At 66.3% G+C, this 25,712-nt stretch carries 23 protein-coding genes and 4 pseudogenes; 17 read left to right on the top strand and 10 right to left on the bottom strand.

Translation table 11 applies throughout. The features are described 5' to 3' along the window. Window positions 1–13: 13 nt before the first annotated feature. The 4 genes and pseudogenes from ACYR7D_RS18405 to ACYR7D_RS18390 form a co-directional block, all read right to left on the bottom strand. Entirely contained in the window at window positions 14–676 is a 663-nt protein-coding gene (locus ACYR7D_RS18405; RefSeq protein ID WP_156052242.1) for a hypothetical protein, read from the bottom strand. Window positions 677–808: 132 nt separating this feature from the next. Beyond that, window positions 809–1,711 (bottom strand): universal stress protein, encoded by a 903-nt coding sequence (locus tag ACYR7D_RS18400; protein WP_459545793.1) that lies wholly within the window; start codon window positions 1,709–1,711, stop codon window positions 809–811. Between the two features lie 90 nt (window positions 1,712–1,801). Beyond that, entirely contained in the window at window positions 1,802–2,398 is a 597-nt protein-coding gene (locus tag ACYR7D_RS18395; RefSeq protein ID WP_051157967.1) for an Rv1733c family protein, read from the bottom strand. Window positions 2,399–2,459: 61 nt separating this feature from the next. Continuing rightward, window positions 2,460–4,036 (bottom strand): annotated as a pseudogene (locus ACYR7D_RS18390) (SulP family inorganic anion transporter). A 260-nt stretch (window positions 4,037–4,296) separates the two neighbouring features. Here ACYR7D_RS18390 and ACYR7D_RS18385 point away from each other — a divergent pair. The 3 genes from ACYR7D_RS18385 to ACYR7D_RS18375 all read left to right on the top strand — a co-directional run bounded on the left by ACYR7D_RS18385 (window position 4,297) and on the right by ACYR7D_RS18375 (window position 7,445). Further along, the gene (locus tag ACYR7D_RS18385) at window positions 4,297–4,836 is read left to right on the top strand and encodes a flavodoxin family protein (protein ID WP_459545792.1); all 540 of its coding nucleotides are present in this window, start codon (window positions 4,297–4,299) and stop codon (window positions 4,834–4,836) included. Between the two features lie 13 nt (window positions 4,837–4,849). After that, window positions 4,850–5,731 carry a DUF302 domain-containing protein gene (locus tag ACYR7D_RS18380; protein WP_231508800.1) on the top strand — a complete coding sequence of 294 codons (882 nt, stop codon included), beginning with the start codon at window positions 4,850–4,852 and terminating at the stop codon, window positions 5,729–5,731. Between the two features lie 415 nt (window positions 5,732–6,146). Then, complete coding sequence (locus ACYR7D_RS18375) at window positions 6,147–7,445, top strand: hemolysin family protein (protein WP_033247717.1); 1,299 nt, start codon at window positions 6,147–6,149, stop codon at window positions 7,443–7,445. Between the two features lie 47 nt (window positions 7,446–7,492). Here the strand turns inward: ACYR7D_RS18375 and ACYR7D_RS18370 are convergent, their stop codons facing one another. Beyond that, complete coding sequence (locus ACYR7D_RS18370; protein ID WP_033247709.1) at window positions 7,493–8,479, bottom strand: Acg family FMN-binding oxidoreductase; 987 nt, start codon at window positions 8,477–8,479, stop codon at window positions 7,493–7,495. Between the two features lie 457 nt (window positions 8,480–8,936). On the opposite strand from ACYR7D_RS18370, the pseudogene ACYR7D_RS18365 reads away from it, so the two are divergent. The 5 genes and pseudogenes from ACYR7D_RS18365 to ACYR7D_RS18345 all read left to right on the top strand — a co-directional run. Then, window positions 8,937–11,660: pseudogene (locus ACYR7D_RS18365) on the top strand (cation-transporting P-type ATPase); the annotation flags it as partial. Continuing rightward, window positions 11,634–12,527, top strand: coding sequence for a universal stress protein (locus ACYR7D_RS18360; RefSeq protein ID WP_373280857.1), 894 nt, complete (start codon window positions 11,634–11,636; stop codon window positions 12,525–12,527). The pseudogene ACYR7D_RS18365 and the gene ACYR7D_RS18360, both read left to right, overlap by 27 nt. An 11-nt stretch (window positions 12,528–12,538) precedes the next feature. Next, window positions 12,539–13,435 (top strand): universal stress protein, encoded by an 897-nt coding sequence (locus tag ACYR7D_RS18355; RefSeq protein ID WP_033247719.1) that lies wholly within the window; start codon window positions 12,539–12,541, stop codon window positions 13,433–13,435. Window positions 13,436–13,563: 128 nt separating this feature from the next. Further along, window positions 13,564–14,211: a response regulator transcription factor gene (locus ACYR7D_RS18350; RefSeq protein WP_033247710.1), complete on the top strand. Its 648-nt coding sequence runs from the start codon at window positions 13,564–13,566 to the stop codon at window positions 14,209–14,211. A 55-nt stretch (window positions 14,212–14,266) separates the two neighbouring features. Continuing rightward, window positions 14,267–16,009 carry a sensor histidine kinase gene (locus ACYR7D_RS18345; protein WP_459545791.1) on the top strand — a complete coding sequence of 581 codons (1,743 nt, stop codon included), beginning with the start codon at window positions 14,267–14,269 and terminating at the stop codon, window positions 16,007–16,009. A gap of 808 nt (window positions 16,010–16,817) precedes the next feature. On the opposite strand, the gene ACYR7D_RS18340 is transcribed toward ACYR7D_RS18345, so the two are convergent. Continuing rightward, window positions 16,818–17,150 carry a hypothetical protein gene (locus ACYR7D_RS18340; protein WP_033247712.1) on the bottom strand — a complete coding sequence of 111 codons (333 nt, stop codon included), beginning with the start codon at window positions 17,148–17,150 and terminating at the stop codon, window positions 16,818–16,820. Window positions 17,151–17,231: 81 nt separating this feature from the next. Then, window positions 17,232–17,456, bottom strand: coding sequence for a type II toxin-antitoxin system ParD family antitoxin (locus tag ACYR7D_RS18335; protein WP_157170410.1), 225 nt, complete (start codon window positions 17,454–17,456; stop codon window positions 17,232–17,234). Window positions 17,457–17,731: 275 nt separating this feature from the next. Here ACYR7D_RS18335 and ACYR7D_RS18330 point away from each other — a divergent pair. After that, a protein-coding gene (locus ACYR7D_RS18330; RefSeq protein WP_459545790.1) for an IS3 family transposase occupies window positions 17,732–18,876 on the top strand; the annotation gives its coding sequence in 2 pieces (ribosomal slippage) (window positions 17,732–18,011 and window positions 18,011–18,876; 1,146 coding nt in all). Between the two features lie 41 nt (window positions 18,877–18,917). Here ACYR7D_RS18330 and ACYR7D_RS18325 read toward each other — a convergent pair. Then, window positions 18,918–19,855 (bottom strand): annotated as a pseudogene (locus ACYR7D_RS18325) (cbb3-type cytochrome c oxidase subunit I); the annotation flags it as partial. Between the two features lie 252 nt (window positions 19,856–20,107). Between ACYR7D_RS18325 and fdxA the strand changes: the two are divergent. The 5 genes from fdxA (at window position 20,108) to ACYR7D_RS18300 (ending at window position 22,629) form a co-directional block, all read left to right on the top strand. Beyond that, on the top strand, window positions 20,108–20,458 hold the full coding sequence (gene fdxA, locus ACYR7D_RS18320; RefSeq protein ID WP_033246302.1) for a ferredoxin: 351 nt from the start codon (window positions 20,108–20,110) through the stop codon (window positions 20,456–20,458). After that, window positions 20,455–21,189: a helix-turn-helix transcriptional regulator gene (locus tag ACYR7D_RS18315; RefSeq protein ID WP_459545789.1), complete on the top strand. Its 735-nt coding sequence runs from the start codon at window positions 20,455–20,457 to the stop codon at window positions 21,187–21,189. Before fdxA ends, ACYR7D_RS18315 begins: the two co-directional genes overlap by 4 nt. Beyond that, entirely contained in the window at window positions 21,186–21,620 is a 435-nt protein-coding gene (locus tag ACYR7D_RS18310; protein WP_459545788.1) for a hypothetical protein, read from the top strand. Before ACYR7D_RS18315 ends, ACYR7D_RS18310 begins: the two co-directional genes overlap by 4 nt. Before the next feature lie 144 nt (window positions 21,621–21,764). Beyond that, window positions 21,765–22,112: a carboxymuconolactone decarboxylase family protein gene (locus ACYR7D_RS18305; protein WP_459545787.1), complete on the top strand. Its 348-nt coding sequence runs from the start codon at window positions 21,765–21,767 to the stop codon at window positions 22,110–22,112. Next, entirely contained in the window at window positions 22,096–22,629 is a 534-nt protein-coding gene (locus ACYR7D_RS18300; protein WP_459545786.1) for a universal stress protein, read from the top strand. The genes ACYR7D_RS18305 and ACYR7D_RS18300 overlap by 17 nt, the downstream gene beginning before the upstream one ends. Before the next feature lie 32 nt (window positions 22,630–22,661). On the opposite strand, the gene ACYR7D_RS18295 is transcribed toward ACYR7D_RS18300, so the two are convergent. Then, window positions 22,662–23,273, bottom strand: a complete 612-nt coding sequence (locus ACYR7D_RS18295; RefSeq protein ID WP_459545785.1) for a DUF2249 domain-containing protein — start codon at window positions 23,271–23,273, stop codon at window positions 22,662–22,664. A gap of 147 nt (window positions 23,274–23,420) precedes the next feature. On the opposite strand from ACYR7D_RS18295, the gene ACYR7D_RS18290 reads away from it, so the two are divergent. Together ACYR7D_RS18290 and ACYR7D_RS18285 are read left to right on the top strand one after the other, a co-directional pair. Continuing rightward, window positions 23,421–23,729 carry a hypothetical protein gene (locus ACYR7D_RS18290; RefSeq protein ID WP_459545784.1) on the top strand — a complete coding sequence of 103 codons (309 nt, stop codon included), beginning with the start codon at window positions 23,421–23,423 and terminating at the stop codon, window positions 23,727–23,729. Between the two features lie 95 nt (window positions 23,730–23,824). Beyond that, a protein-coding gene (locus tag ACYR7D_RS18285) for an IS3 family transposase (RefSeq protein WP_459545783.1) occupies window positions 23,825–24,996 on the top strand; the annotation gives its coding sequence in 2 pieces (ribosomal slippage) (window positions 23,825–24,080 and window positions 24,080–24,996; 1,173 coding nt in all). 44 nt (window positions 24,997–25,040) lie between these two features. Here ACYR7D_RS18285 and ACYR7D_RS18280 read toward each other — a convergent pair. After that, a pseudogene (locus tag ACYR7D_RS18280) lies at window positions 25,041–25,277 on the bottom strand (IS256 family transposase); the annotation flags it as partial. A 264-nt stretch (window positions 25,278–25,541) separates the two neighbouring features. Here ACYR7D_RS18280 and ACYR7D_RS18275 point away from each other — a divergent pair. Continuing rightward, window positions 25,542–25,691, top strand: a complete 150-nt coding sequence (locus ACYR7D_RS18275) for a hypothetical protein (RefSeq protein WP_459545782.1) — start codon at window positions 25,542–25,544, stop codon at window positions 25,689–25,691. Window positions 25,692–25,712 lie beyond the last annotated feature (21 nt).

The raw sequence follows: 25,712 nt of genomic DNA, 5'->3' as shown, positions 1-25,712 counted from the left end.
CGCCCACAGGGCATCAAGCCCCGCGCTCGACGGACCTTCGGCCTCCACCCCCAGCGGTGCAGTGTCGACCGTTGAGCAGATGAACCAGCCACGCCCCGGTGATCCCGGCCATCACCGACGACATGACCAGCCCTGCCAGCACCGCGATCGACACGACAGCCGCAGTGGACTGCCCGGGCTGCCACAGCGGTGTGCTGACGAGCGCGAACGCTGTGAGGCCGAGCATCCACGCCGCCGCGGTAACCCACACCCACGAGCCGGTGCCGGCGATCAATGAGCGCAACACCCACCACTGCGCGACGCCGAGGGAGCCCAGCATCACCGGCGCTCCCACTGCTACCGTGAGCACGACCGCCGGTACCGGCCACCCCTGTAACCCCTCGGAGGCCACGAGTACCGCGCCGACCGACCACGCCAAACCGGCACCGGCCATGGTGGCCACAACCCACTGCCGGGCCGGCATGCCGGAAACAGCCTCCCGGAGCACCCATGCCTGGATCGATCCGAGGATCGCTCCCTCACCGATTCCGGCGACCACCAGCAAGAGGGCGGCGAGGAACGGGCGGGCATCACGGATCGAGGCACCAACCACCGCGGGTACCAGAAACCCAAGCAGCTCACCAGCGGTGACGTAGCGGAACCAGCGCCACCACCACCTCATCGACTGCGCGGTCACCAGCGGACCGGAGGAAACGGGTGGCGCGGGTGCCGCGCTCGCCGCCGTTGCGGTTGTGCCGCTTGTGTGGCGCGGAGCTGCCGCCCGGCCCGAGCGCAGCGTGCATGCACAGGCATTCGATGCTCCGGCGGATCAATCCGGGCGCGGGGCCCGGTCGATGATCATCGGAATGTCCACGGCATGCAACAGAGCAGTACTGGTCGATCCGAGCATCATGCTGCTGAACCCGCCCCGGCCGCGGCTGCCCACGACCAGCAGCTGGCCGTACTCGGACTGGTCCAGCAGGGCACGCACGGGTCTGTCGAGAGTGACCACACGTCTGACTTCGACATCGGGATATTGCTCCTGATGGCCGGCCAGACTTTCGGCCAGCACCGCCCGGGCAGGCTGGTCCCAGTCCGTGGCCGGGAGATCGAGGCCGCTGATATCACTCCAGGTGTGCACCGCCAATAGGTCGACTTTGCGGCGAGCGGCTTCGTCGAAGGCCAGCGCTATCGCTGCGTCGCTGTTGGCGGTGCCGTCAACGCCGACCACGACCGGTTTGCCGACCGAGACGGCGTCGAGCGCGGAGGTGGTGTGGATGACCGCGACCGGGCAGTGTGCGTGGTGCGTGACCGCGGTGCTCACCGAACCGAGCATGCCCCGCTGGAATGCACCCATTCCACGGCTGCCGACGACCAGCAACTGCATCTGCCGCGACCGTGTGATCAACGCCGACGCGATGAGTTCGAACGTCACTTCCGTCGTGATCGCCGTAGCGCCACCCGAGGTCGTGCGCGCTATCCGGGCGGCTTCACCCGCGATCTGATCCCCCTCGCGACGGCCATGCTGCTCGGGCAGCGACGGCACTATATCGAGATCGAATCCCCCGGCGACCGACATCGACGTAAGGATGTGCAGGGCACACCCCCGCAGTGCCGCTTCCGCTCCCGCCCACGCGACGGCGTGGTAGCCGCTGGCCGACCCGTCGACCGCTGCCAGAATCGTCGGGACGGCAGAATCTTTCGCGCTGTGCGGAGCACCATGACGTACCATGCGTTGGTTCCTTTCTACGGCCGGCCGTGGCGGAATCGTCAGGGCGGCGAAATGGTCAGGACCTCGGAGCAGGGTCCGCCCGTGGCTGTGTCAGGGCAGGTTTTCGGTGGTGCCGGTGAGGGCCTGCCATTCCCGATCCCACTGCCTGTTACGGCGCCGCGACAACAGCCACGACGCGGAACCGGCAGCGCCCCACGCGGCGAAGCCGGCCATGACGACAACGGCCATCGCCACCATGGTCCCGGTCGTTGCCGCGGCACTGGAGTGGCGTGGTGGCCCGGTGCGCCGGCCTTCGCTGTCGACCCACAGCGTGACCCGGTCGCCGGGCACTGCCGTGGGAGGCACCGCGACGTCGGCCTCACCGCGGTGACCGCTGTGCTCCCAGCTCACCGTCGCTTCGGCGGCATGCAGACCGCTTCGACCCGGTTCGCCGACGATGACGGCGTCGACGGGGGATCTGCTACGTTGTTCGAGTTCGACCTGTGCGGCGACACTGGTGTAGACGCCGGTTCCTATCGCTGCCGAGATCGGGATCAGCACCGCCACCGCCAGCACCGCGAGGATCCGGATGGTGGTTTCGAGGCGATCGCACGGCCGCATCAGCGCGTTGGGGTTGGTCGGCCGCAGTGCCCAACTACGGGTGAACACAGCCCACCGGATGTGGGCGTTCGGCCCGGGCTCGGTCATCACCAACACCTCTTCCGACACCTTGCTCTGGGTAGAGCTTCGCGCCCGAAGCCGGGCGGGGTCAGAGAAGAAAGTCATCTCCCCGGCGGGCCGAGTGGCCCCTGACCGTCGGCCTCGAACGCGGCGCCGCGGTGGGCAAGGTGGGATAGAGATGCCCGGGACCGATCCGTTCGGTCAGTCCACACGCGTCCAGATCGTCGCGGAGGTCTTGTTTCACCCGTGCCAGCGCGAACACGATGCCCCGGCGGTTGAGTTCGTCATGGAGTTGCTCGACAGCGTCCATCGCCGTCAGATCGACTTCGACGTTGGCTTCGACGTTGAGAACGAACCAGCGCACCGGGGTGCCGCTGCGCTGCGCCCACGAGTCCACCGCGGCCGCCGCTCGTTGCCGGAACTCCTCGGCGTTGGCGAAACACAGCGACGCGTCGTAGCGGTAGATCACCAGCCCGGGCAACGGGCGCGCCTGCGGGTAGTCGTCGATATTGTGCATCCCCGCCATGTTCGGGACGAAGCCCAGGATCGCATCGTGGGCGCGGGCGATGCGCCGCAGCAGGTCCAGCACCGACAGCGCGACCGCGACGAATACCCCGTAGAGCACGCCCAGCGCCAGCACCGCAACGACGGTGGTGGCCGCCAGCACCACCGACACGGTGACCAGCGAATGGACCTGTGTGCGGCCACCATGGCGTCGATGATCGAGGTCCGGCTACCGCTGCAGCTCACCGGGAACCCCTGCAGGACTCCGGCACTCAGATTCGTGGCGCCCAGCGCACCGAGTTCGATATTGGCATCCACGTGCCGCCGGTGCCGGCCCGCGAAAGCGCGGGCGGTGAGGATGGTGTCGGAGAACCCGACCACCGCGATACCGACAGCGGGCAACAGCAACGCGGCAATATCGCCGGAGGAAACCCGCGGGATCTGCAGTGCCGGAAAATCCGCGGGGATCGTCCCGGCAACCTCGATCCCGTACCGGGTGAAATCGAAGACCGCCACCACCGCGGTCGCCGCCAAGACTGCGAGCAACGGCCCCGGAACCCGCGGAGTGCGCCATGCCAGTACGACCAGCGTGGCCAGCACGGCAGCGGCGAGCAACACGGTGGGCCAATGCCAATCGCCGAGGTGCGCCGCCAGCGACCGCATTTGCGCCGCGACGTCGTTGCCGGATATCGGGACACCGGTCACCGCACCGAGCTGGCTCACGATCATGGTGCCCGCGATACCTGCCAAGTACCCGACCAGTACAGGTTTGGACAACATATCGGCCAGCACCCCGAGCCTGGCCAGCGCCGCGGCCAGGCACACGCCCCCGACCAGCACGGCCAGCACCGCCGCGAGGGCGGCGTAGCGATCCGGCTGTCCGGCTGCCAGCGGGGCCAGCGTCACCGCGGCAAGTACGGCGGTGGTGGATTCCGGCCCCACCGACAGCTGCCGGGAGGTCGCCAGCAGCGGATAGAGCACCAACGGTCCGATCGCCGCCCACAACCCCACCACCGGTGGCAGCCCGGCCACCGTCGCATAGGCCATCACCTGCGGCACCAGATACCCCGCGACCGTGACACCGGCGACGATATCCGCCCGCAGCCAGGCCTTACGGTAGCCATGGAGCTGCGCGAGACCAGGAAGCAGCCGTGCCAGCACGGCTCCAGAGTGAACGATCAGCTCACGCGCCCGGGACGGGCAAAAGTCACCGGATCCGTAACTTCTCCCCGGCACCGCCTGTGTGCCCACCACTTGCAGCCGGTCCTCGGACCCGGCCCACCCCGGGACCTCTGTGTGGTGGCCGAAGGTCACCACACAGCTTCACCATTCGGCACTGCCGAACCGGCCGTCTGCACCGGTAGCTTCGGTAGAAGCGAGACAGTATCGCCGCTGTTCACAAGTAGGCAGGAGATCCGCAGATGCGTGCACGCGTCGTGTATGAATCGGTATTCGGCAACACCGAGGCCGCAGCGACCGCCATCGCCCGAGGGCTGCAAGAGCATGCCGAGGTGGACGTGGTGGACGTGGCGGATGCGACGCCCGACAGCCACTCGCCGGTCGATCTGCTGGTCGTCGGAGGGCCGACCCACGCCTTCGGAATGAGCCGCCGCCAAACCCGGCAAGATGCCGCGGACCGCATCGGGGGCCCGTTCGGGCCGAACGAGAGCACAACAGGCATCCGCGAGTGGCTCGAGGACGAACACCAGGCAGCCACCGGTTCCCGGGCCGCGGCCTTCGCGACGAAACTACAGCGCCCGAGCTGGCTGCCCGGGTCCGCAGCCCGGGGGATCGGCAGACAACTACGGCGGGCAGGTTTCGTGCTCGTGCGTCGTCCGATCGACTTCTATGTTGTCGGTATGACCGGACCGCTGGCCGCAGGAGAATTCGACCGCGCGAAGCTGTGGGCCCAACACATGGCCTCCGAGGAAAACGATCGCCGCGCCCGGCAATCCCGATAGGTGGGTGAGTTCGGTGTCGAATCATGTCACTGTCGACCGCACGGAACCGCAGACCGTCCTGGAACTGCGTCGCATCGTGCGCCCCGACCACGCCGGTGACGACATCGGCGCGGGGATGCAGGCATTGTTCGAGGTCGCTGCCGCCGCCAACCTCGTCACCGTGGGCCCGCCGTCGACGACCTACCTCGGCGATTTCGGCTCCGGCGAGCCGACCGCAGTCGACTTCGGGATCGCGGTCACCTTCGGTGCCGGTGAGGGCCGCACCGGCGAGTGCACCCTGCGCCGCACCGAACCGACCCGCACCGCGCGCACCGTGCACCGTGGTGACTACAGCCGGCTCGGGCAGGCCTACGACGCACTCCAGCGGTGGCTCAGCAACTCGGGGTACCGGCCGGTCGGGCCACCTACCGAGCTGTATCTGGTGGGTCCAGAGGCCGCGGTCAACCCGGGCGACCTGGTCACTGAGATCCGCATTCCCGTGGTGGCCGAAGAGCTGGCGGTCCGGGTCACCGACACCTTCGACCACACAGTAGCGTTGACGCGGCAAGCCTTGGCCGACACGGGTTTCACGGTGCTCTCCGATATCGATCTACAGGCGGTACTGTCGGCGGAATCAGGCGTCGAGACCGAGCCGTTCCGCCTCCTGGGTGTCTGCAATCCGCAACTCGCCCACCGCGTACTGGCCATCGACTCCCACCTCGGGCCGTTGTTGGCCTGCACTGTCGGTGTTCGTGCCGAGTGCGGTCACACGGTGGTCGAAGCCCTCGACCCCGAACTACTCACCGGCGCCGGCGAGTCCGCGATGGAGCTGGAACCGATGGCTCGGCTGACGCGCGAAGCATTGGCCGCGGCACTGCACACCATCGAGCACCACTCGACCGCATTGAACCAGTAGGAGACGCCGGCCCGTATCGCTGGGGCACTGCGGGCCGGCGTCGGTCACCGGTTCGATCATTGCACCGAGCGCCTCGGTTCACTCGGCCACGATCCCCGGATAACCGGCCCGGATCGACCACGAACTGTAGCGTCTGCGATCGGGTCGACGGCACGAAATCGAAGAGGCCGGCGCGAAGTACCGATGATCGTCGCCCACCCCGGCGACCCACGCGATCGGTGGCCTGTCACCGGAAGCGGGTGAGCGCGAGGGAGCCGGGACCATGGGACTGGTGCGAACACGATCGGCTTCGGTTCCGGCGCTCCGGTGGTCCACTACACTCGGAGGTAGCTCGTCGAGTATTGCCGGTGCGGAGAAAGGATATGGACACCGACCACGACAGACCCGGCCCACAGTGTGACCGCCGGCGGTGGTGATAACCGTGGACACGCTTGTCAACGTGGTGTTGGTGCTGATTTTCGTCCTGGTCGGTGGAGTGTTCGCCGGCGCCGAGATCGCGCTGGTGTCACTGCGGGAGAGTCAGCTGCAGTCCCTTTCCCGGCGCGGCCGCCGCGGTGCCCGGACCGCAGCGTTGGCGCGGAACCCGAATCGGTTCTTGTCCGCGGTACAGATCGGGGTCACGGTCGCCGGCTTCTTCTCCGCCGCCTACGGTGCCTCCACGATCGCACCGGATCTCAGTCCCGCCCTACAACAGTGGGGATGGTCGGAGGAGACCACGAACGCGGTCGCCCTGGTCGCTACCACGCTAGTGATCTCCTACCTGTCGTTGATCCTCGGTGAGCTGGTGCCCAAACGGATAGCGCTGCAGCGTGCCACGGGGGTGTCGCTGGCGACGGCCTCGCCGCTGGATCGGTTCGCCACGGTGATATCGCCGGTGATCTGGCTGCTGTCGGTCTCCACCGACGCGCTCGTTCGCGTCCTGGGCGGCGATCCCGGGCACAAGGGCGAGGAGATGACCCGCGACGAGTTGCGGGAGTTACTGACCGGCCATCGCAGCATCCCCGACGCCGAACGCGAAATCATGGCCGAGGTCTTCGATGCCGGAAAACGGAATCTTGCCGAGGTGATGAAACCCCGCACCGAAGTGGATTTCCTCTCCGCCGACACCCCGGTGGCGCAAGCGTGTGAGCAGGCGATCGAACTTGGGCACAGCCGCTTCCCGGTGGTCGCGGATTCGCTCGACGATGTGGTCGGGTTCGTTCATCTACGCGATCTGCTGCGCGCCGACCGATCCGCCCATGCCACTGTCGCGCAGCTGTGCCGGCCGCTGTTGCCGCTACCTTCGTCGAAATCGGCGTTGTCCGCGCTGGCGCGGATGCGCCGCGACAATACACAGCTGGTGGTCGTGGTCGACGAGTACGGCGGCACCGCCGGTATCGCCACCGTGGAGGATATCGTCGAGGAGATCGTCGGCGAGCTCGGCGACGAATTCGATCCGCTCCCCGAGGACGACCCGGATTCGGCTACGTCACGGGTGCCTTATCGCATCGACGGGCTGCTGGTCGTCGAAGACGCCGAGCAGATTTTGGGAATCAGCTTGCCCGAGGGACCCTACGAAACCGTCGCCGGCTGCGTCCTGCACCACCTGCAACGCCTCCCCGGCCTCGGCGACGGCGTCGTCATCGACGGGCACCGGTTCACGGTCAGCGACATGGACGGCAAACGCATCGCCGGGCTACGGGTAACACCTCGTCGAACTCCACCACTGCAATAGTCGCAGCGCACCGAACCACCGAGGAACTGGGTAGCGCGCCGCCTGCACTACGGCATCGGAGTCTGCAGCGACTCTGCGGTCTCGGTCACGGATCTGCGAGGGGTTGCCGGAAGCGGCGCATCACTGGTCGGTGACCAGCCGATCCTGATGACGACCTGCGGGTAGGCGACGTTGTTGAGCACACCGACGCGCACGTCACGGCGCAGTTTCGGGATCTCGAGGGGCTCGGTCATCGGGCAGGTCGCCAGTCCGATATTGGTAGCGGTGAGCAGCACAGAACTCAACGCTTCCCCGGCCCGCAGCCGGGACAGTCGATCGTCACCGGAGGTACCCACGACGAGCAACTCGGCGTAATCGGGCTCGTAGGCGGGATCTTCGAGCGACGCGGCGGCGAAGGCCCGCGCCGGCAGCTCGTCGCCAGGCCTCGCCGGTGGAGCGCTGCGGGCCGGCACCCCCTCGGTGTCGCCGTGCCGGCCGGTCCAGATCGCCAGCTCCGACAGATACTTCGGGTCGGCGGCATGCCAGGCCGCGGCTTTGCGGATCGCGTCGGTGAGCCGGTCGCGTGAACCGTCGGACACCAGTTTGATCGTCGCGCCCAGCGCCCCGGCCCGCTCGGTCACCAGCCCCAGGTAGCCCGCGGGAATCGGCCACGAACTGTAGCGTCTACGGTCGGATCGCCGACGTGAAATCGCTGAGGACAGTGCGATGTCCAGGGGTGTCGAGCGGTGCGGCACCAGCTCGACCGCAGCCAGGTGTCCGGGATCGTCCGGATTCGGTAACCGGTGCACCACGGCCGACCATTCCAGCGCCGCGAAAGCGACACAGAGATGATGCAGCGCGGCGCCGCAGCTGATCACCAGATCACGCCGATCGGGATCGGTTGCGGTGAGCGCCCGGTTCGGATCCAAGTACAGGTGGACCGACCGGTCACCGACACGCCACCGCCACGGCTGGGTGTTGTGGATCGACGGCGCCCGCTCGGCCTGCGCCAGCGCAGTCGCGACCGTACCGTCGTCGGGCAGTCCCTGCTCCATGGCGCGTCCTCCGGATGGATTCTTTTCCTGCTGCGCACCAGCTTCGCGCAGCATCCCCGGCCCGCGTAGGGCACGAGGACCCCGGTCGCGGTGACCTCCGATAGCTGCTCCGATTCCCAACTGCACCGGCAGCGAACCGCTCTTGCGCTGCGATACGGAATCACGCGGCGGTATCCGGCTCGCCTCGGGAAATGGGTGTCAATGCTTATTTCGTGGTCGCGTCGAGGGTGAAAAACTGGCTGTGTACCACGCGACACACCCGTGCGTGACCGCATGGGAAGGATGCCCCGCGGTGACGGGCGCCGGGCCGCGCCGGAGTCTGCTCGATCTGTCCTGCTTTCCTTCGAGTAGCTGTCTTCTTTCGCGGACCCGCGGATGCTCCTCGAAGCCGATGTTCGCCCGGCGGGGCGCGGCAGCGGAGGCGATGGTAGGCGATGCGATGAGCGACGACCTGGATATGCCCCGGACACGCGAGAGTACGCCCGCGTGGCATGCGCTCGATGCCACGGACACGCTGGCGCGGCTCGATTCGACTCCGACCGGGCTCAGCTCGGCCGAGGCTGCGCGGCGGCTGGCCGAACACGGGCCTAATACGCTGCCCGCCGGTAGGCGCAGCCGGTGGTGGTGGCGATTCCTGCGGCAGTTCCACAACATGCTGCTCTACGTGATGATGGGCGCGGCCGTCATCACGGCGTTCCTGGCGCACTGGATCGATACCGCAGTGCTGTTCGGCGCGGTCGTGGTCAATGCGGTGCTGGGATTCGTCCAGGAGGGCCGCGCCGAAACCGCGCTCGATGCCATCCGTGCGGTACTCGCCCCGCGGGCACGTGTGCACCGGGACGGGGTGATCGTCGATATCGCCGCGGCGGAGCTGGTGCCCGGTGATGTGGTCCGGGTGGTGTCCGGTGACCGGGTCCCAGCGGATCTGCGGCTTATCGACGTCGGTGATCTGCGCGTCGATGAGGCCGCCTTGACCGGGGAGTCGGTGCCGGTCCACAAGACCGCTGCCGCGGTGGATCATGCGGCCGAACCGGCCGACCGGCGTTGCGCGGCGTTCGCGGGCACGGTGGTGGTGTTCGGGCAGGGCGACGGCGTGGTGACCGCGACCGGCATCGGTACCGAACTGGGGCGGATCAACGAGCTGCTGGTGGGGATCCGCAGGACCACCACACCGCTGCTGCGCCAGATCGGCAGGTTCGGCCGCTGGCTGGCCGCGGTGATCCTCGCCGTGGCCGGCGCGGCGTTCGTTCTCGGCGTGGCCTGGCGCGGCGAGCCGCCGTCGGAAATGTTCACCCTGGTGGTCGCGCTCGCCGCTTCGGCCATCCCGGAGGGGCTGCCGGCGATCATGACGGTGACCTTGTCGCTGGGAGTGCAGCGGATGGCGCGGCGTAATGCCGTGATCCGCCGGTTGCCTGCGGTGGAGAGCCTGGGTTCGGTCACCGTGATCTGCTCGGATAAGACCGGCACATTGACGCGGAACGAGATGACCGTGCAGAAAGTGGTCACCGCCGGGCACACCGTCGACGTCGGCGGGGTCGGATACGCACCGGTCGGGGACCTCACCGATACCGACGGCCGTCTCGTCGACCCGGCCGGCGATCCGGTGTTACGGCTGGCGGCGCGGGCCGGAGTGCTGTGCAACGATGCGCTGCTGCGGGAGTCCGAGGGCACCTGGGAGATCGAGGGCGACCCGACCGAGGCCGCACTGCTGGTGTTCGGCGCCAAGACCGGGCTCGACCGCGACGACGCCGAACAAGCATGGCCGCGCCTGGATGTGATCCCGTTCGAGTCCGAACGGCGTTTCATGGCCACCTTGCACGAGGCCGACACGGCCGGGGCGCAGCGCATCTATCTCAAGGGTGCCCCCGAGCGTGTACTGGCCGCGTGCACCGGTCAACTCGAACCCGGTGGCACGAGCACGATGGACCGGGCCTGCTGGCAGGAGCGGATAGCCGAAACCGCCGCACAGGGGTTGCGGGTGCTGGCGATCGCCTACCGGGACCGCCCACAGGCCCGTGAAACACTCGATCTCGCCGAAACCGAAGACGGGTTCGTGCTGATCGCACTCGTCGGAATCATCGATCCACCGCGGGCCGAAGCGGTCCAGGCGGTACGTGACTGCCACCGCGCCGGTATCACGGTCAAAATGGTCACCGGCGACCATATCGCCACCGCCGCCGAAATCGGCGCGCAGATGGGCCTTGGTCGCGGCCGGGAACCGTTGAGCGGTAACGAGATCGCCTCCTACGACGACGCCGGGCTGCGCAGCGCCGCCGCGGAAGCCGAAATCTTCGCCCGGACCTCACCCGAACACAAACTCGACCTGGTTCAGGCGCTGCAGGACAACGGCGAAGTCGTCGCGATGACCGGCGACGGCGTGAACGATTCACCGGCCCTCGCCCGGGCCGATGTGGGCGTGGCCATGGGACGCGGCGGTACCGAGGCCGCCAAGGAAGCCGCCGACATGATCCTGGTCGACGACAACTTCGCCACGATCGCCGCGGCCGTCCGCGAAGGACGCGGAGTCTATGACAACCTGCGCAAGTTCATCCTGTTCATGCTGCCCACCAACGGCGGCGAAGCACTCGTCGTGATCGCGGCGATCCTGTTCTCGCTGACCCTGCCGCTCACCCCCGCGCAGGTGCTGTGGATCAACCTCGCCACCGTCAGCACACTGGGATTGGCTTTGGCATTCGAGCCCACCGAACCCGACGTCATGCGGCGACCGCCCCGGCCACCCACGGAATCACTGCTGTCCGGATTCTTCGTCTGGCGGGTGGCCCTGGTCTCCGCCCTGATGATGACCGGTGCGCTCGGCCTGTTCCTCTGGGAACTCGAAGCAGGCACCACCCTCGAGACCGCCCGCACCATCGCGGTGAACGCCATCGTGGTGACCGAGATGTTCTACCTGATCAACAGCCGCCACATCAGCGAATCGGTGCTCAACCGCGAAGGGATTCTGGGCAGCCGGTACGTCCTGGGTGCCATCAGCGCGTGCATCGTTCTCCAGCTGCTGTTCACCTACGCCCCGTTCATGCACACCGTCTTCGGATCCGCCGGGCTGACCGCGATCGAATGGGCGAAGGTACTCGCGGTAGGCGTCTCGGTGTTCCTGATCGCGGAAGCGGAAAAGGCAGTGATCCGGCGCCTGGGTATCCGCCGCCGGCGCCGCGCCCACGCCCGCCGCCGGCCACCGCTCGGTGGCGCCCCGCCGGCCCACATACTCGTAGCCACAGATTTCTCCGACACCGCCGGCCGAGTGGTCGCGCGCGCGGCCGCACTGGCCCGCGAGCACCACGCCCGGCTGACCGCGATACACGTACTGAGCGGCCGGACGCGGGCGGATACCACCGATTCCGCCGAACTACGCCTGCGGGCCCATATCGATCGTTTCGCCGGCAACGCCCGCGCCGACACCGTCATCCGCATCGGCGATACCAACTCGGCGATCGTCGAAGAAGCCGCTGCCCGCACGGCCGATCTCCTGGTCATCGGTGCGCACGGCCGCGGTGCCACGGTCGGTGCGCGCCTGGGCGGCACCGCCGAAACACTCGCGCGATGCAGCCGCATCCCGGTGCTCGTGGTCAAGAACGCACCCGCGGACGGATACCGCAGCGTCGTACTCGCGGTGGACTCCTCACTCATCGCCGCCGACGCCGCGCGAGCGGGAACCACACTCACCCCAGCCGCCGAGCACACCCTGTTCCACGCCGGAACCGACCCCGGCGAACACGTGCCGCGCGCCCCCGGTGCTGATACGCAGGGTGTACGGGAACTACGGGAAACCGGTAACCGGGCCGTCCACCCGCATATCGAGCAGTTGGCCCGGGATCTGTCGCCCGCGCCTGTCCACACGCTGATCGATTCGGGTCAGCCGGCGCCACAGATCACCACGACTGCCGAACGCCTGGGCGCCGATCTGATCGTGCTGGGCGCCGGCCGGCATTCCCCGCTCGGCTACTCGCTGCTGGGAACCACCGGTCACGCGGTCCTGCTGCGTTCCGGCTCCGATGTCCTACTCGTCCCCGATACGGAAGGACGGCGATGAAGAAGGGGCACATGAGGGTGCACCCGGCGTCGAGCACACCGAGATATCCGCCGGCGCAGATCGTGGCGGCCGTCGACGGCTCACCGTGCTCGCACCGCGCAGTCGCCTGGGCAGCGGCAGAAGCCGGCCTGCACCACTGCCGGCTCCATATCGTCACCTCGATGGCGATCCCCGGCAGCCCGGCGCTGCCACCGAGCCACCTCGGCAGACAGTGGTTACGCGACCGGGGCCACACCATCGCCCACCGGGCCTACCGCATCGCCCGGACCGCCCCACACGCCCGCCCATCCACCACTATCCATCTCGAGGTGACATTCGACCCCGTGATACCGGTTCTGATCGAGCGATCCGCACAGGCCCGGATACTCGTGGTCGGCCATCACGGCACCCACCACCGGATACAGTGCCGCAACCCCGGCTCTGTCAGCACGGCGGTACTGCACCGCGCACACTGTCCGGTGGCGGTCGTCCCCGCCGGCGCGACGGTCGCGGCACCCGGGTCGACCCGCCCGGTCACGGTCGGCATCGACCACAGCGGTAACAGCGCTCCCGCGGTCCACACAGCATTCGACGAAGCCGCGCGCCGCGACGTAGACCTGCTGGCCGTACACGCCGACGACGGCACTACTCTGCCTCCCCACGCGCCCGGCCGGCAGGCTGCTACGGCGGTGCTGGCGCAAGCCCTCGCCGGTTTCGGCGAACGCTACCCCGACGTCCGGGTCCAAACCGTACTCGACACCGGGCCGCCCACGAGCTCGCTGCTCGAGCAATCAGCAGCCGCGCAACTATTGGTCGTCGGCAGCCACGGCCGCAGTGAACTCGGAACCCTCGTCTTCGGCTCCACCAGCGCCGCAGTTCTGCAGTCGGGCCGACTGCCGATCCTCGTGGTCAGGCCCCGGCAAGACTGAGCAGCCGAGAACGCGAGCCATCTGAGTCACGCACCACCGGACCGACACCTGCTGCGCTGGCTGCGACAGTGCGCTCGATATGCCCCGCACGGTCGTAGTCTGAAGACATCGCTGTAGGAGGTGAGGTCATGATCAAGGTTTTCCTGGTCGACGACCACGAAATCGTCCGGCGCGGAATCGCAGGACTGCTCAACCTCGAATCCGACATGGATGTGATCGGGGAGGCAGACAGCGTGTCGCACGCCCTCGCACGGATACCGGCCCTGCAGCCCGATGTCGCCGTCCTCGACATCCGGCTGCCCGACGGCAACGGCATCGAACTGTGCCGCGAACTGCTCTCGATCGTGCCCGGCCTGCGCTGCCTGATCCTGACCTCGTTCACCGACGAACAGGCGATGCTCGACGCCATCCTCGCCGGAGCCCGCGGCTACGTCATCAAGGACGTCACCGGTCTCAATCTGATCGACGCCATCCGCGATGTCGGCGCGGGACGCTCACTGCTCGACAACCGGGCCGCCGCCGCACTGATGGCCAAGCTGCGCAGCGACGCCGAGAAGAAGACCGGCCCCTTGGCCGACCTGACCGAACAAGAACGCACCCTGCTGGCGTTGCTCGGCGAAGGGTTGACCAACCGGCAGATCGCCGAACAGATGTATCTCGCCGAGAAAACGGTCAAGAACTACGTGTCACGGCTGCTGACCAAGCTGGGAGTAGAACGCCGCACGCAAGCTGCGGTCATGGCCTCCCAGCTCGGTCAGCAGCAGAAACGGTATTGAAGCGTTGACGAGTCACAGTTGACCTTCGTCGGCTGCCCGGTGCAACAATAGGGTTATGGGCGCACAGGGCGCGGAACCAGGCGACGCCCGGGGCCGAGCTCCGGTGATGGAAGCGTTATCGCAGCTGAAGCTCCGCGAGCTGCTCAACGAGCTCCGCGACCGCATCACCCAGATCGTCGACGTCCGCGACCGCATGGACCGGCTCATGGAAGCCATGCTGGTCATCACCGCGGGCTTGGATCTGGACAACACGCTGCACTCGATCGTCCACACCGCCATCGAGCTCGTCGACGCCCAGTACGGGGCACTCGGTGTCCGTGACACCGGCACCACCAAACAGCTCGCCGCCTTCATCAACGAAGGTATCGACGACCACACCCGCATCCTGATCGGCAATCTCCCCGAAGGCCGCGGAGTCCTCGGCCTGCTGTTCGAACATCCCACCCCCATCCGGCTCGCCGACCTGTCCGCGCACCCGTCCTCGGTCGGCTTCCCACCTCACCACCCGCCGATGCGCACCTTCCTCGGCGTCCCGGTGAAGGTCCGCGACGAAGTCTTCGGAAACCTCTACCTCACCGAGAAAGCCGACGGCCAGGAATTCACCGAAGACGACGAGGTCGTTGTCCAGGCGTTGGCCGCCGCCGCCGGAATCGCCATCGAAAACGCCCGCCTCTACGAACAATCCCGCGTACGCCAGCAGTGGCTCGCAGCCACCAAAGACGTCGCCACCGAGCTACTCACTGGTGGCGAACCCCACGAAGTGCTCGACCTCGTCGCCGAACGCGCATTGACCCTCACCGGCTCGGCGTGCACCTTCGTCGCCCTACCCGAAGACACCGACCTACCGGTGGAAGAAGTTCCGGAACTGGTCGTAGTCGCCACGGCCGGTGCCGAGGCCGGCCGGCTGGCCCGGCAACGGCTACCCATGCCCAGCTCCCCCACCGAAGCATTCTTGCGCGGCGAAACAGTCACCCTCGATTACAGCCGCCACGACGACCTGCCGGAACTCGAAGCAGACGTCGGCGCCACTCTGATTCTGCCCCTGCGGGTCGAACGCACCATCATCGGAATCCTCGGCGTCATCCAACCAGCCGATACCGAACCGCTGGACCCCGAACAACAAGCGATGATGACCGCAATCGCCGACCAAGCAGCACTGGCCCTGCAACTGGCCAACAGCCAACGCCGAATGCGTGAACTCGATATCGTCGCCGACCGCGACCGCATCGCCCGCGACCTACACGACCACGTCATCCAACGGCTCTTCGCCGTGGGACTCTCACTACAGAGCACCGTCCAGCGTGCGCGCTCACCGGAGGTCAAAGCACGACTCGGGGACACGATCGAGGACGTCCAGGCGATCATCCAAGACATCCGCCACTCCATCTTCGACCTGCACAATGGCCCCGACGCCGGCTCGGTCGACTTCCGCCAACACCTGCACTCGGTGATCGCGGAACTGACCGCAGACACCGGATTGCGCACCACCGTAAGAGTCAGTGGCCCTGCCACCGTATTGATGGATCCACTGACCGACGACGTCGAAGCCGTCATTCGCGAAGCAGTCAGCAACGTCGTCCACCATGCGAACGCCACCAGTGTCGCGGTCGAACTCGATATCGGCGACGATGTCACCGTGGAGGTCACCGACGACGGCATCGGCATCCCCGAAAGCCCGGAACGCCACAGCGGCCTGGCCAACATGGCAGCCCGAGCAGAGCAGGGCGGTGGCAAGTTCACCATCACCGCACGACCCGACCGAGGAACCACGCTGTGCTGGAGCGTCCCGTTACCGTAGAGCCCTACCCGCAGCGCGAGCATCGAGTCCCCAACACAGGGGGCGCCGCCCGCCGCGGCGATCAGCACCTCCTCGACAATCTCCGGTGAAATATAGACCGCGTCACCGGCTGTCCCCCGATCACCGACAGCCCGTCACGCTGAAATGCAGCCTGCTGTCGCCCTGGGGTTGTTCGTCGAGAAAGCGCCCGTAACGGGCACCCAGGCTGACCACCGTCGGCTTCTGACCCGCCACTTTCAGTCACTTCATGATCGGGCTTACGCGCTGCGCAGCCCTCTGCCCGTTGTGGTCGGCGAACAGCAGGCGCCCCTACATCGCTACGTATTCTCGAGGTATGGCCTCATCCACCATGCGCGAGCCTTAAGCGGGGCGGGACGCCGGCAACCAGTTACTTCGCGCTCTTGGCTGAGCTGGCATCCAGCCACCGAAATGCGCCACCAGCTCGTTAAAAACACCCGCCTTGCGGGAGTGTCACGTTCGGGAAATATGGTTCTTCTGTTGGCCACGGAACATGTCCTTTTCCCGAACGGCCTGCCACCGAAGGGGAGGCGAACTCGACGGCGGCCGACAATACCGGACACCAGAACTCGGACTATTGGTAGTTGGCCTCCATTGTCCGAACTATCGCTATTCGCAGGTCTTCACCGACGAAGCCGTGAGTTGCCAGGGCTATCGCCTGCCGTCGTGTTCGGTTAGCGTGGCGTGCCTCCAGCGATTGGGTCGAGAGCAATATGTATCGAGGTCACGGCAGCTTGTTCTGCTGCCCTTCATAGGCGGTTCGCAGGTCCTGCTCGATCAACTGGCGAATTTAGGCCGACCGGCTCAACTGCAGATCACTCGCCCGAATCTGGCATCTCACGTCCAGTTCGCCGGGCATCGCCACTCGTCGCGGCCGCATCTCTGGTTTGCGGTCGGCATCGGTATCAGGAGCCAGGGCGATGTCGAGCGGCACGTCGGTGAACTCCGAACGATAAGCTGCGGCCATCAGCTGCTCCGGAGTCATGGACTCCGTTTCAGCGCCAGTTGCCGCTACAGCGGCAACTTGGTCGCTGAATTCGCCGGTCATATCGGTCATGTAACGCCGACAGGCCCACTGGTCACTGGTCTCAAGGCAAACGTCGTCGCCGACCTGATCGGGCATCCACCCCTACAGTCGACCGATAGGTTCGCCATCTTCGAAGGGGCCCTGGCCCGCCTGCCTGGCCCAAGTCTGAAGCAGCGCCTATCGCGACGGCCCGCCGGGAACGGGCAGCTCGGACACATCGGCCGGTTCGCCACTGCGGACCAACCGTCCAGCCAGGAAATCGTCGATCAGACCGGCATCGGCTGCCTGTGCGGTCAACTCTTCGATGCGGCGTTCGAAATCGAATTCGGCAGACGGGCCACTGCCCTCACCTGCTGCGAGGGCGGCCCTCAACGCCTCTAGCTCAGACGAGCTCTCATTCACGATCGAAGAATACCAATTACTGGTGCCGGTGCACCATTTGACCTGGCCAGACGGGTGAACTGGTTCTATCGGTGAACGCTGGCATCGGTGCCGATCGGACGATGTTTGTATCAACAAATTCTGACGTTGTGCCCTCTGTTGCAGTGCGCCCACCCGTGGGTTCCGGGAACCAGTTCCGCGCGCGGAAGATGCCGCGGCGGTGACGGCGGGGGCTGCCCCCGGTTTGGTTGACTCCTGACCTGTGAGGATCGCTCCTCGCTGGAAGGATGTCCCTCATGCCGAAGCCATATCCCGAAGAGTTCCGCCGTGACATCGTCGCGGTCGCCCGTAAGGGCGAGATCTCGTTGACCCAGATCGCGAAGGACTTCGGAATATCGCAGAGCTGTGTGAAGAACTGGCTCAAGCAAGCCGATATCGACGACGGCCACCGGCCCGGCGCCACCCGTGACGAGTCGGCCGAGCTGCGCGAAGCGCGTAAACGGATCCGTCAGTTGGAACAAGAAGCCGAGGTCATGCGCCGCGCGGTCGCCTATTTCTCGCGTGACGTCAACCCAAAATGAGTTACCCGCTGGTCCTCGACCTGGCCGCTGACGGTATCCCCGTCGCGGTGACCTGCCGGGTACTCGGCTTCTCCACCCAAGCGTTCTATAAATGGAAACGATGCCCTGTCTCGCAACGCGATTGGGACGACGCCCATCTGATCAACGCCGCTCTCGACATCCATGCCGACGACCCGGCTTTCGGCTACCGATTCATCGCCGACGAGCTGCCTGCCCGCGGTATCCGTGCGGGCGAGAACAGGGTCCACCGGTTGTGTTCAGCCCAGCGGATCCGGAGTGTGTTCGCCAAGAAACGCGGCCTGAACCGCAAGGCCGGCCCGCCGGTCCACGACGACCTCGTCGGACGCCACTTCACTGCCGCCGTTCCGGACGCGGTGTGGTTGACAGACATCACCGAGCACTGCACCGGTGAAGGAAAACTGTATTTATGCGCTGTCAAGGACGTGTTCTCCAACCGGATCGTCGGGTATTCGATCGATTCGCGGATGAAGGCGTCGTTGGCGGTGTCGGCACTGAACCATGCCGTCACTCTCCGAGCGCCTACCGCGACGATCGTCCACTCCGACAGGGGCAGTCAATTTCGCTCTCGGAAGTTCGTGAACGCATTGTCGAGCAATGGATTACGAGGTTCGATGGGCAGAGTCGGGGCGTGTGGTGACAACGCTGCTATGGAGTCGTTCTTCGCGTTGCTGCAGAAGAATGTTCTCGACCGGGAGCGGTGGGCGACCCGCGACGAGCTCCGGATGGCGATCGTGGTCTGGATCGAGAAGACCTACCACCGCACCCGTCGGCAACGCCGACTCGGCCGCCTCACCCCGATCGAGTTTGAGACAATAAACCGGCCCGCACTCGCGGCCTGAAAGACCAAACCCGCGAGTCAACCAAACTCACAGCAGTCCCCCGCGCCGGTGGCGAACATGTGGTGCGCCCACACCGCCGACGACAATGCCGCGATACCGAGAGTCGCGAACACCAGTGCGGTGTAGCCGAAGACAGGTTTGCGACTGAACACCGGCAAGATCTCGGTGATGATCCCGAAGAACGGGATCGCGACGATATAGACTTCGGGATGGCCGAAGAACCAGAACAGATGCTGGTAGAGGATCGGGCCGCCGGTAGCGGGGTCGTAGATGTGCCCGCCGAGGTGCCGATCCACCTCCAGGGCCATCAACGCGGCGGTCAGGATCGGGAACGCCAGCAACACGAGAAAGCTCGTCACCAGAATATCCAGGTGAAGATCGGCATCCGGAACATAGTCATCCCGGGTGCCCGCAGGCACACCACGGTGGTGACCATGTTCACCGCGCCCAAGATGGTGCCCACGCCGGATAATCCCACCCCCATGATCCACAAGTCGGCACCGACGCCGGGGGAATGGACGGCCGAACTCAAGGGTATGTATGCCGTCCACCCGAAATCGGCGGCACCGCCGGGGGTGACGAATCCCGCGGTCGCGATCGTCGCGCCGAACAGATACAGCCAGTAACTGAGCGCATTCAGCCGTGGAAACGCCACGTCGGGGGCGCCGATCTGCAGTGGCAGCACGCAGTTGGCGAATCCGAACACGATCGGGGTCGCATAGAACAGCAGCATGAGTGTGCCATGCATGGTGAACAACTGGTTGTACTGCTCGTTGGACAGGAACTGCAGGCCCGGTCGCGCAAGCTCGGTGCGCATCAGCAGCGCCATCAACCCGCCGATGAGGAAGAACGATATCGCGGTGAAGATGTACATGACGCCGAGCAGTTTCGGGTCGGTGGTGGTGACGATCTTCCAGATCGCCGCGCCCTTGGGGCCCATCCGCGCGGCGAGCGGACGCTCGGCCTCGACGGCGGGCATGGTGTGCCCCGGTGCTGCAGACAACGGTGAATCCCCTCTCGGTTCGACATCCTCGACGGGCACACATGGCGGCGGGTGGCGGACCCGGCCGTCACAGCATCGGGATCAGCTGACCCCTCGCCGCATGCGGCGGCGAGTGAGACACCGCGGTGAGACAATCGGTCCCTGTGTTGATGGTCGGCACCGAGAGATCCGGTGGGGTAGGTCACCCGCCGCTTAGTTTATACAAGATTTCGATGTATAAATAGAGGTATGGCGTATGTGATCGGCGAGCCCTGTGTGGACGTGATGGACCGGGCGTGTGTGGAGGAATGCCCGGTCGATTGCATCTACGAGGGTGGCCGGTCGCTGTACATCCACCCCGACGAGTGTGTGGACTGCGGAGCGTGTGTGCCGGTGTGCCCGGTGGATGCGATCTACTACGAGCAGGACCTTCCCGCCGAACTCGAGCCCTATCTCGACGACAACGCCGCCTTCTTCACCGAAACCTTGCCCGGACGCGACCAACCGCTCGGATTTCCCGGCGGTGCAGCGAAACTCGGCCCGGTTGGGGTCGATACTCCGCTGGTCGCCGCGCTGCCGACACGGAGTAGCCAGCCATGACACGCGAAAAAGCATCCGCCACCACACTGCCGCGCTCCCGTGCCACGCCGACCGGAGCCGGTGGTGGGCGTCGCGGTGACGTGCTCGCGGCATTGCGCGGCTCCCATGATGCGTTGAGCATCGTCGATATCGCCACGCAGCTGCGGCTGCACCCGAATACGGTGCGCTTCCATCTCGAGGCGCTGGTCGAGGCCGGGCAAGCCGAGCGGGTGGAACACCCGCGCACCGGGCCGGGGCGCCCGCCGCAGATGTTCCGCGCTCATCGTGGGATGGACCCGGCCGGGCCACGTAACTACCGACTGCTTGCCGAGATCCTCACCGCTGGGCTGGCCGCCGACCCCGACCCGTCGGCCCGCGCCGCCGAGGCCGGGCGACGCTGGGGCCGCGAGATGGCCCGCGACATGGACACCGCGTCGCCGACCACCGAGCAGGCGGTGGATGAGCTGGTGCGGGTGCTCGACGAGGTCGGCTTCGATCCCGAACCCGACACCGACGATGATCAGCCGAAGATCCGGTTGCAGCACTGCCCGTTCCTGGACCTGGCCGAAACTCGTGCGAGTGTGGTGTGCCCGATCCATCTGGGCTTGATGCAGGGGGTGCTCGAAGGCCGGGCTGCACCGGTCGCCGTGCGCCGGCTCGACCCGTTCGTCACCCCCGACCTGTGCCTGGCTCACCTCACCACGACCAGCACCGCCACGCCTGCGCAGGCACCGACCGGATCCGCGGCATGACCACCGCCGGGGCTGTTGTCACCGCGGTCGGTTTCTGCTGGCTCGGCATGGTGCTGGCGATCTCGTTCCTGGAGGCGCCGCTGAAATTCCGGGCGCCCGGCGTCACCGTGCCGATCGGGCTCGGCATCGGACGGCTGGTGTTCCGCGCCCTCAACGGCATCGAAATCGTTTTCGCGGCAGCGATTATCGTCGCCCTCGTCATCGACCCGCCCGCCACGGGCACCATGACCGCGCTGATCGTGGCTATTGCGGCGCTGCTCGTGCAGCTCACGTTGGTCCGGCCGCGGCTGACCCGCCGCAGCGATGCCGTGCTCGCCGGCCACGACGCGCCCCGCTCGCGCGGCCACTACGAGTACGTGGTGCTGGAAATCCTGAAAATCGCCGCACTTCTCGTCGGCGCCACTTTGCTACTGGCCCACAGCGTGTCATGAACAACTCCCGGACCGCAGATGGTCCCGCGGGAACAACACACCAGCCGCCCCAGGGCGCGGCCGCACCACGGTCCACCTTCACACACACCCGGGAGGAATCGACAAACAGAACAATCCAGCGACACAGCAGAGGAGAAACAGCAGATGAGCGACCCCGTTTATCCCGCCGCGACCCAGGACATCGGCGCGCGGCGCCGCGAATTGGCCCCCGACATCCATCAGGCGTTCGACGAATTCAGCCGGCAGGTATTCGCCGACGGGGCACTGCCGCAAAAAACCAAACAGCTCATCGCCGTCGCGGTCGCGCACGTCACCCAATGCCCGTACTGCATCGCCGGCCACACGAAGCTCGCGCACCGTGCCGGTGCCGGCGACGCCGAGATCATGGAAGCGATCTGGGTGGCCGCCGAGATGCATGCCGGTGGCGCGTTCGCGCACTCCACCATCGCCCTGCACACCCTCGCCGGACACGACCATGACCACGTCGGCTGAATCCCGCCCCGAACACCCGCGCCGATCCCGCGACCAGCACGACGCGGTGATCGAGCAGGCCACATACCGCCGCGATCACCGCGGCCGGGGCCGCGGTCCGCTGATTGTCGTCGGTATCGACACCTCCGAGGCGTCCCCGCATGCGCTCGCCTATGCTGCCGGCGCCGCACGCCGCATGCATGCCACCGTGCTGGTTGCCTACATCAGCACGCTCGCCACCAGCGCCTACCTGACCAGCCTGGCGCCGATGGGTGCCGACCTCACCACCGGCCTCACCACCGAGCAGGTCACCGCCACCCGCGAGCTGGCCACCGAAATCCTCCACGACCTACCCCTGCCCTGGTCGTTCACCGTCCGCTGCGGCGCCCCCGCGGTCGAACTGGCGCGGCTGGCCCAGGACAACAACGCCGACAGCCTCGTCGTCGGCCGGTCGAGCAGCCGCCTGCACCGCCTCACCGGATCCACCGCTGCCCGGCTGCTGCGCCGGGCCCACTGCCCGGTCACCGTGGTGCCATAACAGCGGGTCCGGCGCAGTCTCGCCGATCCGGCTCAGCCGATCGGGTCCAGGACCAGAGCCTGGCGGCGTTGATGCACGGTCAGATACCGCAGACCATGCGGTCCCGCGGTGAACGCGCGCCGTGACCGGCGCGGCAGCCATACCAGCGCACCCGCCGCCAACTCCAGCTCACCGAGCTCGGTGGTAAGGGTGCCCGCGCCGTCGAGCACGTGGATCAGCACATCCAGATCCGGGCCGTTGTGTGCCTCGATGCGTCCATGCGGAGCAATGCGAATGATGTTGGCATCCAGATCGCGGCGGCGCACCGGCAACGTCCAAATCGCCCCTGTCGTATCCAAATGTCCAGGCTCGAAGATGGTGGTATCGGTCAGTATCCGCGGCGGCGAGGTCGAGGCCAGCTTCCCGATCCGCACCCGCCACACACGCGGCCCGTTCTCGACGACCTCCCAGCCGTACCCGCCGGGATGCTCCACATCGAACTCGTCGCGCAGATGCCGCGGGTAGTGATTGTTCACCAGCACGAACGACTCTCCGGCAGCCAGGGCGTCGAACCGCGCGAAGATCGCCGGGTGCTTGTCCGGCTTGCGTAACTCCCGCACATCCAATTCCGCCGCTTCTGTTGGTGTCAGGTCCGTGTCGGGCATGTGGCCCACCTCCTAGTTTTTACAACCTACTTTTGTATAAACTAATCCTGCGCTGCTCGCCTGCCAAGCCACCCGTCATCCACGGCCCACCGGCCGGCCAAGCGGCGACTCGCAACTGTCCGTACCGGAGAATTCGAGGAGAACGCGATGACCACCGCAATCCTGCCCCCGCCCCCCAGTCACCACCCGGACGAGACTCCGAAGCGTGCGATCAGCGTGATCCGGCGGGTGCAGGATGCGGTGTGCGCATTGCCCGCTCCCACATTCCCGCAGGAGACGCTCAGGGCAACGACGGTGAACGACCTCGTTTCCACCCACGTCATCGACGCCCGCACCCTCGCCGTCGTCGCCCGCAAAGACCGCCACATCCAGCCAATCGCCGCGATGATCACCGAGCATCTGCTCGGTGTCACCGCCACCGTCGTCGGCAGCGCCGTCACCGTCACCTTGGGCTGACCCATTTGGTCACCGCCCGCCGACTGAGGTGCCCGGCTCCCTCCGGACAGTGCCCCCTGGTACGGCGGTTACGGGAATGTGAGGGAAAATTGGTCGTGGCTCACCAGCGGAAGAAGTACTCACCCGAGTACAAGGACGAGGCCGTGAAAATGGTCCTGGAAAGTGACGGCCGTTCGATCGCGGCGGTCGCACGGGATCTGGGAATCAATTCCGGGACGCTCACCAATTGGGTGGCAGCCTACCGGAAGAAGCATCCGGACGAGGAAGAACCACTGGCGATTTCGGAGCGGGCGCGACTGCGTGAGCTGGAGCGGGAGAACCGCGAACTCCGGATGAAGGCCGAGTTCCTGGAAAAAGCGGCGGCCTTCTTCGCGAGCCGGCAGCAGTGAAATACGCATTCATCGCAGAACTGGACGCGGAGAAGGCCTACTCTGTTGCCTTCATGTGCAGGAACCTGGGTGTGTCCAGATCGGGCTGTTACGAATGGTGTACCCGACCGGCGTCTGAGAACGAGAAGCGGCGTGAAGAGCTGAAACTGATGATCACCGCGATCTTCGACGACTCCCACGGCACCTACGGGCACCGGCGAGTCCACGCGGTGCTGCTCGCCTCGGGCCACCCGGTCGACGACGACACCGTCCGCAAGCTGATGCGGGAGCCGGATCTGGTGCCGTGCCAGCCGAAACCATGGCGGCCGGTCACGACCGACGCCGATATCGACCACCGGATCCCCGATCTCGTGGCACGTGACTTCACCGCCACGGCACCGGGTGAGAAGTTCGTCTCCCATATCACCTATATCCGGACGAAACAGGGGTGGCTGTATTCGGCGACCGTGATCGACTGCTACACGAAAATGGTGGCCCGCTGGTCGATGGCCGACCACTACCGCACCCCGTTGATCGCCGACGCGCTCGATATGGCCGCGACTCGGATCGATATCCGGCCGCGGGCGATATTCCACAGCGATCGCGGCTCGAACTACACCAGCTATGATTTCGGGAAGAAACTGCGACAGATGAACATGCGGCAAGCCGTCGGCCGTACCGGAGTATGCTGGGACAACAGCATGGCCGAATCGTTCTTCGGTACCCTGAAGAACGAATGGTTACATCGCACGGCATTCGAAACACGGGATCAAGCTCGGCGCGCGATTGTGGAATACATCGAAACCTTCTACAATCGCACACGTCTTCACTCGGGACTCGGCTACAAGGCGCCATTGCAGGTGCACGCCGATTACCTGAATCAGCAGACGGCAGCATGAAATAGCCTTTCAGGCCGCTGTCCGGAATCCACCGGGCCCCTCAGTCCGACGGGGTCGTGCTTGTCATAGCCGAGGTGGTCGGTGACCTCGCCTTCGAGAGCGGATTCGAGCACCCGCTTGGTCAGCTGCTGCAGCAGACCACCCTCACCACTGAGCTGCAGACCGTCGGTGCGGGCCCGGTCGACCAGCATCGCGATCAACTGCTCGTCCGACACCTCCGCTGCGCCAGATGTGACGGCCTGCGCGGTCACCGTCTCATCCTCGGCTGCCGTGTCACTCACTTGGCTTCTCTCCCTTGATCATTGAGATCCACCGTTAATTAGACACTCCCGCCACCGGTCGATCGTAAGGCACAGCGCCGCAGAGGTATACATTCCGATGCTCGAGCAGAACCGGTTGCTCTCCCCGCCATACATCGGCGCACCGAAACGGAGATCCGCAAACTCATCGACTCTTTCGGCGACATCCGCGTAGTCCGCACTGCGGGCGCCGACAGCCAGAAAATCAGCCTCTACCCCGTCGATCGGTTCTGGTCGGTCAGAGGCATGGTCTCGGATGCGAGCGAATACGAGAAGGCGAAGCTGTACCGAACACTGGAACTGGAGGAGCGGTTCCATCATCTGGAACAGAAAACACTCGTTGGCGCCGCCCTCTGTGGGCTGGTTGTTGCGGAGCAGGACGTCGGCGACGAGTAGCCGACGCCCTGAGGAGTGGAC

Source organism: Nocardia sp. X0981 (assembly GCF_977089955.1).
This window is presented reverse-complemented; position numbering and strand designations above follow the sequence as displayed.

What these genes read in the sequence shown, in the direction of transcription:
- ACYR7D_RS18400 (WP_459545793.1), bottom strand. Translation starts at nt 1,711, where the DNA reads ATGGTACGTCATGGTGCTCCGCACAGCGCGAAAGATTCTGCCGTCCCG.
- ACYR7D_RS18395 (WP_051157967.1), bottom strand. Translation starts at nt 2,398, where the DNA reads ATGACCGAGCCCGGGCCGAACGCCCACATCCGGTGGGCTGTGTTCACC.
- ACYR7D_RS18385 (WP_459545792.1), top strand. Translation starts at nt 4,297, where the DNA reads ATGCGTGCACGCGTCGTGTATGAATCGGTATTCGGCAACACCGAGGCC.
- ACYR7D_RS18370 (WP_033247709.1), bottom strand. Translation starts at nt 8,479, where the DNA reads ATGGAGCAGGGACTGCCCGACGACGGTACGGTCGCGACTGCGCTGGCG.
- ACYR7D_RS18355 (WP_033247719.1), top strand. Translation starts at nt 12,539, where the DNA reads ATGAGGGTGCACCCGGCGTCGAGCACACCGAGATATCCGCCGGCGCAG.
- ACYR7D_RS18350 (WP_033247710.1), top strand. Translation starts at nt 13,564, where the DNA reads ATGATCAAGGTTTTCCTGGTCGACGACCACGAAATCGTCCGGCGCGGA.
- ACYR7D_RS18345 (WP_459545791.1), top strand. Translation starts at nt 14,267, where the DNA reads ATGGGCGCACAGGGCGCGGAACCAGGCGACGCCCGGGGCCGAGCTCCG.
- ACYR7D_RS18340 (WP_033247712.1), bottom strand. Translation starts at nt 17,150, where the DNA reads ATGCCCGATCAGGTCGGCGACGACGTTTGCCTTGAGACCAGTGACCAG.
- fdxA (WP_033246302.1), top strand. Translation starts at nt 20,108, where the DNA reads ATGGCGTATGTGATCGGCGAGCCCTGTGTGGACGTGATGGACCGGGCG.
- ACYR7D_RS18315 (WP_459545789.1), top strand. Translation starts at nt 20,455, where the DNA reads ATGACACGCGAAAAAGCATCCGCCACCACACTGCCGCGCTCCCGTGCC.
- ACYR7D_RS18310 (WP_459545788.1), top strand. Translation starts at nt 21,186, where the DNA reads ATGACCACCGCCGGGGCTGTTGTCACCGCGGTCGGTTTCTGCTGGCTC.
- ACYR7D_RS18305 (WP_459545787.1), top strand. Translation starts at nt 21,765, where the DNA reads ATGAGCGACCCCGTTTATCCCGCCGCGACCCAGGACATCGGCGCGCGG.
- ACYR7D_RS18300 (WP_459545786.1), top strand. Translation starts at nt 22,096, where the DNA reads ATGACCACGTCGGCTGAATCCCGCCCCGAACACCCGCGCCGATCCCGC.
- ACYR7D_RS18295 (WP_459545785.1), bottom strand. Translation starts at nt 23,273, where the DNA reads ATGCCCGACACGGACCTGACACCAACAGAAGCGGCGGAATTGGATGTG.
- ACYR7D_RS18290 (WP_459545784.1), top strand. Translation starts at nt 23,421, where the DNA reads ATGACCACCGCAATCCTGCCCCCGCCCCCCAGTCACCACCCGGACGAG.
- ACYR7D_RS18275 (WP_459545782.1), top strand. Translation starts at nt 25,542, where the DNA reads ATGGTCTCGGATGCGAGCGAATACGAGAAGGCGAAGCTGTACCGAACA.